This is a genomic window from Marinibacterium sp. SX1, from assembly GCF_050389775.1.
GTDB lineage: Bacteria > Pseudomonadota > Alphaproteobacteria > Rhodobacterales > Rhodobacteraceae > Marinibacterium.
In genome coordinates this window covers 409698-422298 of the sequence record NZ_CP177144.1, presented here as the reverse complement: position 1 = coordinate 422298, position 12601 = coordinate 409698, and the positions used below count along the sequence as shown (strand labels likewise).

Below are 12601 nucleotides of genomic sequence, written 5' to 3'. Positions count from 1 at the left end.
GGGCCGGTGTCGTCAGGCCGGGCGGGTGATGCAGAGCAGGTCGCCGAATTCCCGGGCGGCGATGCGCTCGCAGGCCCGGGCCAGCGGTTCGATGGCCACGGCCATGTGGTGGGCATTGGCGTGGATCATGTCGGTGTCGTCCAGCATCATCGCCACGTGGCCCTTCCAGAACACAAGGTCGCCGCGTTCGGGCCTGCCCGCAATGGCGGGCCAGGCGGCCATTTGCAGATCGCTGTCACGCGGGCAGGGTCGGCCGCAGGCGGCAAGCGCCTGCTGGACCAGGCCGGAACAATCGATGCCGGTGGCCGTGTTGCCGCCCCAGAGATAGGGCGTGCCGAGGAATTTCAGGGCTTCGTCGACGGGATCGGTGGCCGGCTGCGACAGCGGCGCGGCATGCTGGCGGGGCAGGTAGCCGCCGGTGGCCAGGCCGAGGAAATCGCCGGTCTCTTCGGTGACGGCCAGCAGGGCGCCGTGGCTCAGGGCCAGCCCGTCGGGCGACTTGATGTCGGGGCGGGCGTAGACATGGCTGGACCGGGCCGTGAGGCGATGGGTCGGGTCGGGGATGTCGCCGCCGGCCAGCGCGGCGGCGGGCAGGTAGCCGACATAGCCATCCGTTGGGTCGAAGCCGAAGGCCATGTCATCGACCAGGTCGAGCATCGTGAAGGCCTGGCCGAAGAGCATCTGCTTGTCGCGCCCGCCGTCGGGCCGGGCGCAGAGATCGGCCATCGGGTGGGCAAGCCGGCGGGAGGTGCCGCCGGTCAGGGGCAGGTCGCCCGCCGCGCCGGCCAGGCTGTCATGGGCGACGCGGGCATTGGCCCGGTGGAACCGCCGGTCGCTCACAGGTCGAGCATCCCGGGCAGGGCGGCCAGCAGGGCGCGGGCGCCCATGCCCACGCCGCCCTTGGGCCGGGCGGGGAAGGACGCGCGGGTCCAGCCGAAGATGTCGAAATGCATGTAGGGCGTGTCGGTCACGAAGCGGCGCAGGAAGAGCGCGGCGGTGATCGACCCGGCAAACCCGCCCGACGGCGCATTGTCGAGATCGGCGATGCCCGGTTCGATGAGGGCTTCGTAGGGATCGTGGAAAGGCATGCGCCAGACCGGGTCCGAGACCTGGTCGGCGGCAGTGGCCAGGGCGGCGGCGGTGCTGTCGCTGTCGACGTAGAACGGGGCCAGGTCCTGGCCCACGGCGACCCGGGCAGCGCCGGTCAGGGTGGCCATCGAGACGATCAGGTCGGGCCGTGATTCGTCGGCCAGCGCCAGGGCATCGGCCAGGACCAGGCGGCCTTCGGCGTCGGTGTTGTTGATCTCGACCGTCAGGCCCTTGCGCGAGGTCAGGATGTCACCGGGCCGGAAGGCATTGCCCGACACGGCGTTTTCGACGGCCGGGATCAGGACGCGCAGCTGCAGGGGCAGGCCCAGGGCCATGATGTCGCGGGCCAGGCCCAGAACGGTGGCCGCGCCGCCCATGTCCTTTTTCATCAGGCCCATCGAGGCGCCGGGCTTGAGGTTGAGCCCGCCGGTGTCGAAACAGACGCCCTTGCCGACCAGGGTCAGCCGTGGCCCGGCATTGCCCCAGGACATGTCGATCAGCCGGGGCGCGCGGGGCGAGGCCCGGCCGACGGCATGGATCATCGGGTGGTTCGCGGCCAGCAGGTCGTCGCCGGTGGTGACCGTGATCGTCGCGTCAAAGGCCTGGGCCAGGTCGCGGGCGGCGGCTTCGAGTTCGGCCGGGCCCATGTCGGAGGCCGGGGTGATGATCAGGTCGCGGGTCAGGGCTTCGCCGGCGGCCAGGGCTTCGACCCGGGCGGCGTCGATACCGGCGGGGGCGATCAGCCGGGCGCCGGGGCGCGGCTCGCCGGCATAGGTGGTGAAGGCATAGCCGGTCAGCAGCCAGCCGAGGCATTCGGTTTCCAGGTCGCCCGCGGGCAGGGGCGTGGACAGGGCATAGGTGCCGGCGGGCAGGCTGGCGGCGACGGCGGCCAGGGGAAAGCGTCCGCGGCGGCGGGTCGCGGCGCTGCCATAGCCGCCCAGGGCCAGGGCGGGCTGGCCATCGGGGCCGGGGATCAGCAGGGCTTCGCCAAGCGCGGCGGCAAAGCCGCTGGCGCGGACCCAGGTGGCAACCTGGGCGGGCTGGTCGGCGAGGAAGGCATCCAGCCCATCCTGCTCGACAAGGGCGAGGGGCAGGGCCGGTGTATCGGGATCGGCAAAGGCGAGAATCTGGGGCGCTGACGGCATGGGCATGGTCTCTGGCATAGGCGGGCCGGGCGGCCTGGGCCTGGGGGGATTGCGCCCAGACTAGGCCCGCCACCGGCAGCCGCAAGGGGCAGGGGCGGAGAATTGCCCGGGCGGCGGACAGAATGCCGGGGGAGAGGGGCGCTGCGGAGGGAGGCGTCGGCAGAGACCACCGTGGGGCAGGTTGGGATAGAGACAAGCGCCGGAGTAGGCTGGCGCGGCGCCATCCGGTTCGGTTGGTCCGCTGCAGCGCCGGACGGGACGGTTGGCCCGTTGCGGCGCTGGACAGGGTGGTTGGCCCGGTGTGGCCGGTGCGTTGCGGTTGCCCTGGTCCGGCCGGTCCGGCGACGATAGCGATCGATTGTCTTGCGCGGGTTTGCCGGGATGCGCCGGCCGGGGGTGGGCCGCGATCAGGGGGGCTAGACGGAGAGGTCCTGCAGATCCCAGACCGCGGTCAGCGACCGCGCGCCGATCCGCATCAGCCGGGTCAGCGTGGCCGCCGTGGCCACGTCATCGCAGGCATCGACCGAAATGGTCACGTCGCCGGCCACGCGGGCCAGCGAGTTCATGCCCACCTGTTCGGCAATGGCAATCAGCGACCGCGCGCATTTGCGCAGCCCTTCCAGGTCGTCGCGCCGCCACAGCCGCTCGCAATGGGACAGCCGCACGGCCAGTTCCTCGAGCGCCCGGCAGACCACGTCTTCGGCCCCGGTTTCGCCCAGCTGAAGGTAAAGGTCCCCCAGGCAGGAGGGATCGAGCCGGACGGTCTCGTCCGGCGTCAGGGTAATCACGTCCACCACATCTTCCCCACATATGTATGCCCCCACGGCGACGACCATTCTTGGGGGCAAGACCTTTGCAAATCGTTGCCCCGTTGGTGTCTTCTCTCTCGAATTTTCCCGAAAATGGGCTTAACTGCGGCGGGATGACCCATGAAACGACGTGAGGACCAAGGACCATGCGCCACGCCAGGCCCCTTCCGACCTACCTTCTGCAGCGCTATCACGGGTGGAAGGCCACCTCTTATGCCGAGAACAGGTCCTGGTATCGCCGACTGGCGGATGAGGGCCAGCGCCCGCGGGCCATGGTCATTTCCTGCTGCGACAGCCGGGTGCACGTGACGTCGATTTTCGGCGCCGATTCGGGCGAGTTCTTCATCCACCGCAACATCGCCAACCTGGTGCCGCCCTACGAACCCGACGGCGACCACCACGGCACCTCGGCGGCGGTGGAATATGCCGTGACCGTGCTGAAGGTGTCGCATCTGCTGGTGCTGGGCCATTCGCAATGCGGGGGCGTCAAGGGCTGCCTGGACATGTGCAAGGGCCATGCGCCCGAGCTGGAGGTCAAGGAAAGCTTTGTCGGCCGCTGGATGGATATCCTCAAGCCCAAGTTCGACAAGGTCTCGGACCTGTCCGACCCGGTGGCCCAGGAACGGGCCTTGGAGAAAGAGGCCGTGCTGACCTCGCTCGACAACCTGATGTCCTTCCCCTTTGTTGAAGAGCGCGTGCGCTCGGGCGAGCTGGGGCTGCACGGGCTGTGGACCGATATCGGTGAGGGCGGGCTGCAGGTCTATGACCCGGCGCGGGGCGAGTTCCTGGCCGTCTGAGCCGGCCGGCCGATGCAAAAGAGGGCGCGTATGGCAGATACGCGCCCCAGGAAAAGGCAGAAGACGTGGCAGGGTGGGCGCAGGCCCGGGCGATGATCCGCGCCCGGGGCAGGCCCGAGGGTCAGCTTATTGCTGATCGACCAGGTAGGCGAAAACCTTGCAGGTGCCCATGTCACCGTCGCGGGTGGCTTCGCAGGCTGCCGTAGCGGCCGATGCGGCCTCTTCGAGGGAGCCATAGCCATAGGCCGTGCCGCCGAGGGCCATCTTGGCCGTGTCGCATTCACCGATCTTGGTGTTCATGTCGACGGGCATCGCAAATGCGCCGACGCCCGAACCGGCGGCCTTGGCGGCCCAGTCGGTCATGACCGACACGGTCTGGGGGCAAAGGCCGTGCGGGATCTTGAGCACACGGGCCGGCACATCGCTGGCAGCGGCAAGGGTTGCCCAGCCCGAGACGGCAAGGGCGGTGAACGCGATCTTGAAGAAGGGGGTCATTTCAACCTCTGGGGGAGCTCGGCGGAGCGCCGAGCAGCTGTCGGAACCAACCGACAGCTGGCCATTTAGGCCCGTTTGATGATTCGTGATACAGGTTTGTGCGGTCTGGCGGCGGTTATCGGCGGAAAAGCGCCTGATGAGGCCGCTGATCGGCGCTGCGGCGCCGGAAGGGGCCGGGTGGCGGGGTTTGGTGACGCAGGGGCTGAAAATCTCCCTTGGGGAGAGTGGTGTTTGGCGGCGGACCGGGTGAGTCGGCGGTCGTTCAGCTTTTGTTAGAATGCCGGCGACCATGATCCGGCATGGATATGGAAACCGAATCGATCCGCATGCCGCGCGAGATGCGGCGGGCCCTGTGCGAGATGGCCCGTCGCGACGACGTTTCGCCCGGGCACCTGATGCGGGGGCTGATCAGCCGGGAACTGGCGCGGCGGCGGGCGGCGGCGCGGCCGCCCAATCGGGCGGATGAGCAGCTCCTCGCGCCCTTGCGGGCCCGTCTCGCCGACGACCTGGCCCTGTCCCGCGACTGGGACGACCTTCAGCACAGATTGCGGGCCAAGGGCTATGCGCTGCAGGCCGCCGGGGGCGGGCTGGCCCTGCACGGCCATCCGCAGGGCCACAGGATCTGCAAGGCATCGGAACTGGGGTTCAGCTACAGCCGGCTGATGCGCCGCTTCGGCGCGGCCTTTCCCGGACATGCCCATACCTGGGTGGCCGACCGGCTGTTGGGCGCCCCCGATCGCGGACCGGAGACGCAGGAGGATGACGACGATTTCGAGGTCATCGAACGTTTCTGAGGCCGCCGCGCGCGGCCCGCCGGATCAGGCCTTTTGCAGGACCCGGTTGCCGAGGACCTCGGCGATCTGAACCGCGTTCAGCGCCGCGCCCTTGCGCAGGTTGTCGCTGACGCACCACAGGTTCAGCCCGTTCTCGATCGTCGAATCCTGGCGGATGCGGCTGATGAAGGTCGCGAAATCGCCGACACATTCGACCGGCGTGACATAGCCACCGTCCTCGCGCTTGTCGATCACCATGATCCCGGGGGCTTCACGCAGGATGTCGCGGGCCTCGTCCTCGTCGAGGAAATCCTCGAACTCGATGTTGATCGCCTCGGAATGGCCGACAAAGACCGGCACCCGCACGCAGGTCGCGGTGACCTTGATCTTGGGGTCCACGATCTTCTTGGTCTCGGCGACCATCTTCCATTCTTCCTTGGTCGACCCGTCTTCCATGAAGACATCGATATGGGGAATGACGTTGAAGGCGATCTGCTTGGTGAATTTCTTCGCCGGCTTGTCGTCGGTCGGGTTGTAGACGGACTTGGTCTGGTCCCAGAGCTCGTCCATGCCATCCTTGCCCGCGCCGGACACCGATTGATAGGTCGACACGACCACCCGCTTGATCCGGGCCCGGTCATGCAGCGGCTTCAGCGCGACAACCATCTGCGCGGTCGAGCAGTTGGGATTGGCGATGATGTTCTTCTTGGAATAGCCGGTGATCGCGTCGGCATTCACTTCGGGCACGATCAGCGGGACGTCCGGGTCGTAGCGGTAGAGCGACGAATTGTCGATCACCACGCAGCCGGCGGCCGCGGCCTTGGGCGCATAGGTCTTGGTCGCGTCCGAGCCGATGGCAAACAGGGCCATGTCCCAGCCGGTGAAATCGAACGTGTCGAGATCCTTGGTCTTGAGTGTCGTCTCGCCGAAAGTCACCTCGGTGCCCAGCGATTTGCGGCTGGCCAGCACGGCGATCTCATCCACCGGGAACTCGCGCTCGGCGAGGATGTTCAGCATTTCGCGGCCCACGTTGCCCGTGGCGCCGGCGACGACGACTTTGTAACCCATCTCTTGGTTCTCCTTTGACGGGCGCGACATAATGGATCGGCGGGCGGATTGAAATAGGGCCGACCCCCGAATTGCGGGGGAAAGCCCATGGTTTCCTGCGATATCGGCCATCACCGGCCGTGATCCTGCCCTGCGGACGGCCCGGTCTGGCCCGCCGCCCTGTCCCTGCGCTACCCCTTGTACTGCGCGGCCTTGGCCCGCGCGGCGTTGATCATCAGGTGAACGTCGATTCCCACGGCCAGGAATTGCGTTCCGTGATCGAGGTAGAGCGCGGCCGTCTCGTCGTCCAGCGCCAGGCAGCCGGCCGGGGTGTCCGAGGCGGCGATGCGCGCCAGGGCGTCGCAGATCACCTGCTGGGCCTCGGGGTGCCTGGAATTGCCCTGCAGGCCCATGTCGGCCGACAGGTCCGCCGGGCCGATGAACACGCCGTCCACGCCGTCGACCTCCAGGATGGCATCGAGGTTCTCGACGCCTTTCAGGCTTTCGACCTGGACCAGAACGCAGATCTGGTCGTCGGCCGTGGGCACGTAATCGGGGATGCCGCCGAACCGCCCCGACCGGGCGGCCGCCGCGCCGACGCCGCGGATGCCGGCGGTGGGATAGCGGCAGGCCCGCACGATGGCCGCGGCCTCTTCGGCGGTTTCGACCAGCGGCACCAGGATCGTCTGGGCGCCGATGTCCAGCGTCTGTTTCAGCACCCAGTCCATGCCCGTCGGCACGCGCACCACCGGCGCCGAGGCGCTGGCTTCGAGCGCGATCAGCTGGTTGCGGATCGAACGGATGTCATTGGGCCCGTGTTCGCCGTCGATGAGCAGCCAGTCGAAACCGGCCGAGCCCATGATCTCGGCCGGGGCGGCCTCGCCAAAGCTCAGCCAGCAGCCGATCAGCCGCTCGCCGGCGCGCAGCCGCTGCTTGAAGGTGTTTGTCGGTGCGGGCATGGTCTGGTCCTCCTCCTCCTGCGATCCGGGCGGTTAACCCTTGGTCAATCCGTGCGCGATCTCGCGGATCACGTCCAGCGCCATCATCACGTCGGCCTCGGTCGTTTCAAAGGATCCGGCCTGGAACCGGATGACCAGCGCGCCGTCGACCCGGGTCTGGGTCAGGTAGATCCGCCCGTCGTCGTTGATCGCATCGACCAGCCGCTGGTTCAGCGCGTCGAGGTCGTCGGCGCCGGCGGGCACGTAGCGGAAGGAGAACAGCGACCACATCGGCGGGGTGACGATGTCGAAATCCGGCTCGGCGGCCAGCCGGTCATGCAGGGCGGCGGTCCAGGCGATATGGTTGCGCAGCACCTGGCGCAGCCCGTCCAACCCGTAGCTGCGGATCAGGAACCACAACTTGAGCGCGCGGAACCGCCGGCCCAGGGGCACCGACCATTCGGAATAGTTGATGATGCCGTCGGCGCCGTGGGTCTTGAGGTATTCCGGGCGAATCGCCAGCGTGCGCACGAGGTCTTCGGGCGCGCGGACGAAATGGGCCGAACAGTCGAAATTCGCGCCCAGCCACTTGTGCGGGTTGAAGACGATGCTGTCGGCGCGTTCGACCCCGGCCCACATCGGGCGGAATTCGGGGCAGATCATGGCCGAACCCGACCAGGCCGCGTCGACATGGGTGTACAGCCCTTCCTCGGCGGCGATCTGCATGATCTCGTCGACGGGATCGGTCGCGCCGACCCCGGTGGCCCCGACGCACAGGATGATACCCGCCGGTGCCAGCCCGGCGGCGCGGTCGCGGGCGATCAGCGCGCGCAGGGCCTGCGGGTCCATGCCCCGGTTGGCGCCGGCGATCGGCACGCGCACCAGGTTCTCGGACCCGATGCCGGAAATCCAGATCGCCCGGTCGATCGAGGTATGGACCTCGGCCGAGCAATAGACCCGCAGCGGCACCCGCCCGAACAGCCCGCCGCTGTTGCCGGTGAAATCCAGCGCCCGTTCGCGCATGGTCAGCACGGCGGCCAGCGTGGCCGTCGAGGCGCTGTCCTGGATCACCCCGGAAAAGCCTTCGGGCAGGGCGATGGCCTGGCGCAGCCAGTCCATCACGCGGGTTTCCATCTCGGTTCCGGCGGGCGAGGTCTGCCAGATCAGGCAATTGGGCGCGATGGCCGAGACCAGGAATTCGGCCAGCACCGAAGGCGCCGCCGCATTGGCCGCGAAATAGGCAAAGAACCGGGGATGTTGCCAATGGGTGATGCCGGGCATCACGATGTCCTCGAAATCGGCAAAGATCCGGTCCATCGCCTCGGGGCCCTCGGGCGGGGTATCGGGCAGGGCGGCCAGGATCTGGCCCGGCCTGACCTGGGCGCGCACCGGCAGATCGCCCACCGTTTCGCGGTAATCGCGGGTCCAATCGGCGATGCGATGCGCCCAATCCCCGAATTCCGTCCACTCCATGCCCTGCCTCCCCTGGGTCGTTCCCGTGGCCGGCCGTCACCGGCCGGAAATCTGTTGCAAGGTCATAGCGATACGGCCCGGCAAGGCAAGACGAAGCACCCGCGCGGCGCGCTTCGGCCGCGGTCCGATACCGCAAATTGACGCAAGGTCAAGATAATACGGGGTCCGGAGTTCCTCCATTGCGCTTTTGTTAACGCAGAGTGAGAATCGCGTATGGCTGACCCGATCCTGCACCCTGTCCGGACTCCTGTTTTGCCCACTTCCCGGTCGTTGCCGATCGTGCTGTTGAGGGCCCGCGAACAGGTCATGGGGCCCATCCGGGCCATGCTGACCGACGTGGGCATCACCGAACAGCAATGGCGCGTCCTGCGCGTGCTGGACGAATTCGGCCCGTCCGATCCGACCCGCATCGCCTGCGCGGCCTCGCTGCTGCTGCCCAGCCTGACGCGCATCCTGCAGAAGCTGGAGACCAAGCGGCTGATCGTGCGCAGCACCGATCCCTGCGACCGCCGCCGCCAGATCGTGCAGATCACCGAGGCCGGCATCCACCTGATCGCCGAGAACCGCGAGACCTCGGTGCGGCTGGCGCACCAGGTCGAGGACCGGCTGGGCCAGGAGAAATACGAAACCCTGCTGGCGCTGCTGACCGAGCTCAGCACGCTGGACATCAAGGAAGAGACGTGACCCCGCGCCTGCAAATTGCCACAGGCTTCAGCACGGACCATCCATAGTCGCATTATTAATACGCAGAATCCTGTTATGTGCCTCCGTGCGTTTGGGTCTTTTGTAATTGCCGGGCTTGCTGCTACGGTCGCCTCATGACCGAACGATCGCCCTTTTTCGATGAAATGCACGGCTTCGGAGCAAGCGCCCGAGCGCCGTACAGCGACTACAGCACCTGGTTCAGCCAGGAAGACGTGGCCCGACTCCGGAAGAAGAGCGAACAGGCCGAAGCCTGGTTCCGCCTGACCGGCATCACCTTCAATGTCTACGGGGTGGAAGAGGCGCAGGAGCGGCTGATTCCCTTCGACCTGGTGCCCCGTATCCTGACCGGGCGCGAATGGGCGACGCTGGAAAAGGGGATCGAACAGCGGGTGCGGGCGATCAACTCGTTCCTGCATGACATCTACCACCGCCAGGAGATCCTGCGGGCCGGGCGCATCCCGGTCGAGATGGTCGCCCAGAATGCCGCATTCCTGCCGCAGATGATCGGCGTGGCCCCTCCGGGCAACATCTATACGCATATCACGGGCACCGACCTGGTGCGCACCGGCGAAGACGAATTCTACGTGCTCGAAGACAATGCCCGCACGCCGTCCGGGGTCTCCTACATGCTGGAGAACCGGGAAACGATGCTGCACATGTTCCCCGAGCTTTTCAGCCAGATCAACGTGCGTGGGGTCAGCCATTACCCGCGCTCGCTGCGCCGGTCGCTGAGCGCCTGCAAGCCGTCGGTCTGCGACGGGGCGCCGACCCTGGCCGTGCTGACCCCGGGCATCCACAACTCGGCCTATTACGAACATGCCTTCCTGGCCGACCAGATGGGTGTCGAGTTGGTCGAGGGCCATGACCTGCGGGTGGTCGACGGGCGCGTGGCCATGCGCACGACCCAGGGCTATCAGCCGATCGACGTGCTCTATCGCCGGGTGGATGACGATTTCCTCGATCCGATGACCTTCAACCCTGACTCTGTTCTGGGCGTGCCGGGGATCATGGATGTCTATCGCGCGGGCGGGATCACCATTGCCAACGCCCCGGGCACAGGCATCGCCGACGACAAGGCGATCTATTCCTACATGCCCGAGATCGTCGAGTTTTATACCGGCGAACAGCCGATCCTGAAGAACGTGCCGACCTGGCGCTGTTCCGAGCCCGACGCGCTGAAATACGTGCTGGAGAACCTCGAAGAGCTGGTCGTCAAGGAAGTGCACGGGTCGGGCGGCTACGGCATGCTGGTCGGGCCGGCGGCGTCCAAGAAGGAAGTGGCCGAGTTCCGCGCCAAGCTTGAGGCCAAGCCGGGCAATTACATCGCCCAGCCGACCCTGTCGCTGTCGACCGTGCCGATCCTGACCAAGGCCGGGCTGGCGCCCCGCCATGTCGACCTGAGGCCCTTTGCGCTGGCCTCGCCCGGCGGGGTCGAGATCATCCCCGGCGGGCTGACCCGCGTGGCCCTGAAGAAAGGATCGCTGGTCGTGAATTCCAGCCAGGGAGGCGGCACCAAGGACACCTGGGTGCTGGAGGATTAAGGCAATGCTCGGCAAGACCGCAGGCGGTATTTTCTGGATGCTGCGCTACATGGAGCGCAGCGAGAACACGGCACGGATGATCGATGCCGGCCTTCGCATCTCGCTGACCCGGTCCAGCGCGGCCGACAGCGAATGGTCGTCGATTCTGCAGGCCACGGGCGTGGCCTCGCAGTATTTCGCCCAGCACGACAAGATCGACGGCCAGAAGGTCATCAACTTCCTGCTGCGAGAAAAGGGCAATGACGGCTCGGTCATGGCCAATGTCGAACTGGCCCGGACCAATGCGCGGATGGTGCGCACGGCCCTGACCAAGGAGGTCTGGGAGGCGGTCAACGAATGCTGGATGGTGCTCAAGAGCCAGCTGGCCAAGCCGGTGAAACAGCAGGACCTGCCCGAGATCCTGACCTCGATCCGCCAGCGCACGGCCTTTGTACGCGGCTCGTTGCACGGCACGATGGTGCGCAACGACATCTACGATTTCGCCCGGATGGGCACGTTCTTTGAACGGGCCGACAATGCCGCGCGGGTGCTCGACGTCAAGTATTACATCCTGCTGCCGTCGATCATGCACGTAGGCACGGTCAGCGACAACGTGCAGTGGGAAACCATCCTGCGCGCGACCTCGTCGGTCCGGGCCTACCAGTCGCTGCATGACGGCGAATACGATCCGCGCAAGATCGCCCGCTTCCTGATCCTCGACAAGCGCCTGCCCCGGTCGCTGGCCTTCTGCTATCACAAGATCCAGGCCAACCTGGCCTACCTCGCCGAGGATTACGGAGAGCGCAAGGAAAGCCACAAGATGGTCGACCAGATCTGTCACAAGTTCGACCAGGCGACCATCGACAAGATCTTCGAGTACGGCCTGCACGAATTCGTCACCGAATTCCTGGCCGAAAGTCATGCGCTCGGCCGGCAGATCGAACGCGATTACCGGTTTTACGAATAGGCCATGCATCTGAAAATCTCGCACACCACCTCGTACCATTACGACACGCCGGTGCCCTACGCGCTGCAACAGCTGCGCCTGCGGCCCAAGTCGCGGCCCGAACAGAACGTCGTGTCCTGGGACGTGCGGGTGGATGGCGGCCGGCGCGAAGTGTCCTTCGAGGACGAACATGCCAACCGCGTCGACCTGATCAGCTTTGAGCCGGGTGTCGAAAGCATCGTCGTGACCTGCGAAGGCGAGGTCGAGGTGACCGACAACAGCGGCGTGGTGGGCAAGCACACCGGGTTCACGCCCCTGTGGCTGTTCAACCGCACGACCAAGCTGACCCGCCCGGGTTCGGGCCTGCGCGCGCTGCTGTCGGATTTCCAGCGGCCCGAGGGCGACCTGTCGCTGCTGCACGGCCTGTCCGACCACATCCTGGCCAAGGTGCCCTATTCCAAGGACCAGACCTCGCCGGCGCTGAGCGCCGAACAGGCCCTGGGCGAAGGCTGTGGCGTGTGCCAGGACCATGCGCATATCTTCATCGCCGCCGCGCGCGAGCTGGGCTATCCGGCGCGCTATGTCAGCGGCTATCTCCTGATGGAAGACCATGCCGCGCAGGAGGCCAGCCATGCCTGGGCCGAGGCCTATGTCGACGGGCTGGGATGGGTCGGGTTCGACGTGTCCAACGGCCAGAGCCCGGATGCGCGCTACGTCCGCGTGGCCACCGGGCTGGACTATGCCCAGGCCGCGCCGATATCGGGCATGCGCTTCGGGGCCGGGCCGGAATCGATGCGCGTGACGCTGGTGGTCGAACAGCAGCAGTGACCCCGCCGCGACAAGGCGATAGTAACCGATTCGAGT

13 protein-coding genes are annotated in these 12601 nt (G+C 66.9%); 6 read left to right on the top strand and 7 right to left on the bottom strand.

The window, feature by feature from the left end:
- Positions 1-12: 12 nt before the first annotated feature.
- The 3 genes from ACK3BB_RS01950 to ACK3BB_RS01940 form a co-directional block, all read right to left on the bottom strand.
- A complete protein-coding gene (locus tag ACK3BB_RS01950; RefSeq protein WP_428927046.1) occupies positions 13-840 on the bottom strand; it encodes an NlpC/P60 family protein in 828 nt (275 codons plus the stop codon).
- Entirely contained in the window at positions 837-2234 is a 1398-nt protein-coding gene (locus ACK3BB_RS01945; RefSeq protein ID WP_428927045.1) for a leucyl aminopeptidase family protein, read from the bottom strand. Before ACK3BB_RS01945 ends, ACK3BB_RS01950 begins: the two co-directional genes overlap by 4 nt.
- Before the next feature lie 416 nt (positions 2235-2650).
- A complete protein-coding gene (locus tag ACK3BB_RS01940) occupies positions 2651-3070 on the bottom strand; it encodes a hypothetical protein (RefSeq protein ID WP_428927044.1) in 420 nt (139 codons plus the stop codon).
- 119 nt (positions 3071-3189) lie between these two features.
- Between ACK3BB_RS01940 and ACK3BB_RS01935 the strand changes: the two genes are divergently transcribed.
- Complete coding sequence (locus tag ACK3BB_RS01935; protein ID WP_428927043.1) at positions 3190-3840, top strand: carbonic anhydrase; 651 nt, start codon at positions 3190-3192, stop codon at positions 3838-3840.
- A 126-nt stretch (positions 3841-3966) separates the two neighbouring features.
- Here the strand turns inward: ACK3BB_RS01935 and ACK3BB_RS01930 are convergent, their stop codons facing one another.
- The gene (locus tag ACK3BB_RS01930; RefSeq protein ID WP_428927042.1) at positions 3967-4335 is read right to left on the bottom strand and encodes a hypothetical protein; all 369 of its coding nucleotides are present in this window, start codon (positions 4333-4335) and stop codon (positions 3967-3969) included.
- A gap of 299 nt (positions 4336-4634) precedes the next feature.
- On the opposite strand from ACK3BB_RS01930, the gene ACK3BB_RS01925 reads away from it, so the two are divergent.
- Positions 4635-5129 (top strand): hypothetical protein, encoded by a 495-nt coding sequence (locus ACK3BB_RS01925; protein WP_428927041.1) that lies wholly within the window; start codon positions 4635-4637, stop codon positions 5127-5129.
- Positions 5130-5153: 24 nt separating this feature from the next.
- Here ACK3BB_RS01925 and ACK3BB_RS01920 read toward each other — a convergent pair whose 3' ends face one another.
- From ACK3BB_RS01920 to ACK3BB_RS01910, 3 genes are all read right to left on the bottom strand, one after another.
- On the bottom strand, positions 5154-6176 hold the full coding sequence (locus ACK3BB_RS01920) for an aspartate-semialdehyde dehydrogenase (RefSeq protein WP_428927040.1): 1023 nt from the start codon (positions 6174-6176) through the stop codon (positions 5154-5156).
- 170 nt (positions 6177-6346) lie between these two features.
- Positions 6347-7114 carry an HpcH/HpaI aldolase family protein gene (locus ACK3BB_RS01915; protein ID WP_428927039.1) on the bottom strand — a complete coding sequence of 256 codons (768 nt, stop codon included), beginning with the start codon at positions 7112-7114 and terminating at the stop codon, positions 6347-6349.
- A 33-nt stretch (positions 7115-7147) separates the two neighbouring features.
- Positions 7148-8566: a pyridoxal phosphate-dependent decarboxylase family protein gene (locus ACK3BB_RS01910; protein ID WP_428927038.1), complete on the bottom strand. Its 1419-nt coding sequence runs from the start codon at positions 8564-8566 to the stop codon at positions 7148-7150.
- A 213-nt stretch (positions 8567-8779) separates the two neighbouring features.
- Here ACK3BB_RS01910 and hpaR point away from each other — a divergent pair, with 213 nt between their 5' ends.
- The 4 genes from hpaR to ACK3BB_RS01890 all read left to right on the top strand — a co-directional run bounded on the left by hpaR (position 8780) and on the right by ACK3BB_RS01890 (position 12565).
- Positions 8780-9250 (top strand): homoprotocatechuate degradation operon regulator HpaR, encoded by a 471-nt coding sequence (gene hpaR, locus ACK3BB_RS01905; protein ID WP_428927037.1) that lies wholly within the window; start codon positions 8780-8782, stop codon positions 9248-9250.
- A gap of 134 nt (positions 9251-9384) precedes the next feature.
- Positions 9385-10812 (top strand): circularly permuted type 2 ATP-grasp protein, encoded by a 1428-nt coding sequence (locus ACK3BB_RS01900; RefSeq protein ID WP_428927036.1) that lies wholly within the window; start codon positions 9385-9387, stop codon positions 10810-10812.
- A gap of 4 nt (positions 10813-10816) precedes the next feature.
- Entirely contained in the window at positions 10817-11758 is a 942-nt protein-coding gene (locus ACK3BB_RS01895; protein ID WP_428927035.1) for an alpha-E domain-containing protein, read from the top strand.
- Positions 11759-11761: 3 nt separating this feature from the next.
- Positions 11762-12565 (top strand): transglutaminase family protein, encoded by an 804-nt coding sequence (locus tag ACK3BB_RS01890; RefSeq protein ID WP_428927034.1) that lies wholly within the window; start codon positions 11762-11764, stop codon positions 12563-12565.
- The last annotated feature ends 36 nt before the right edge of the window (positions 12566-12601 follow it).

Bases quoted from the DNA above. Each gene is read 5' to 3' on its own strand.
- ACK3BB_RS01945 (WP_428927045.1), bottom strand. From the start codon at position 2,234: ATGCCGTCAGCGCCCCAGATTCTCGCCTTTGCCGATCCCGATACACCG.
- ACK3BB_RS01940 (WP_428927044.1), bottom strand. From the start codon at position 3,070: ATGGTCGTCGCCGTGGGGGCATACATATGTGGGGAAGATGTGGTGGAC.
- ACK3BB_RS01935 (WP_428927043.1), top strand. From the start codon at position 3,190: ATGCGCCACGCCAGGCCCCTTCCGACCTACCTTCTGCAGCGCTATCAC.
- ACK3BB_RS01930 (WP_428927042.1), bottom strand. From the start codon at position 4,335: ATGACCCCCTTCTTCAAGATCGCGTTCACCGCCCTTGCCGTCTCGGGC.
- ACK3BB_RS01925 (WP_428927041.1), top strand. From the start codon at position 4,635: ATGGATATGGAAACCGAATCGATCCGCATGCCGCGCGAGATGCGGCGG.
- ACK3BB_RS01920 (WP_428927040.1), bottom strand. From the start codon at position 6,176: ATGGGTTACAAAGTCGTCGTCGCCGGCGCCACGGGCAACGTGGGCCGC.
- ACK3BB_RS01915 (WP_428927039.1), bottom strand. From the start codon at position 7,114: ATGCCCGCACCGACAAACACCTTCAAGCAGCGGCTGCGCGCCGGCGAG.
- ACK3BB_RS01910 (WP_428927038.1), bottom strand. From the start codon at position 8,566: ATGGAGTGGACGGAATTCGGGGATTGGGCGCATCGCATCGCCGATTGG.
- hpaR (WP_428927037.1), top strand. From the start codon at position 8,780: ATGGCTGACCCGATCCTGCACCCTGTCCGGACTCCTGTTTTGCCCACT.
- ACK3BB_RS01900 (WP_428927036.1), top strand. From the start codon at position 9,385: ATGACCGAACGATCGCCCTTTTTCGATGAAATGCACGGCTTCGGAGCA.
- ACK3BB_RS01895 (WP_428927035.1), top strand. From the start codon at position 10,817: ATGCTCGGCAAGACCGCAGGCGGTATTTTCTGGATGCTGCGCTACATG.
- ACK3BB_RS01890 (WP_428927034.1), top strand. From the start codon at position 11,762: ATGCATCTGAAAATCTCGCACACCACCTCGTACCATTACGACACGCCG.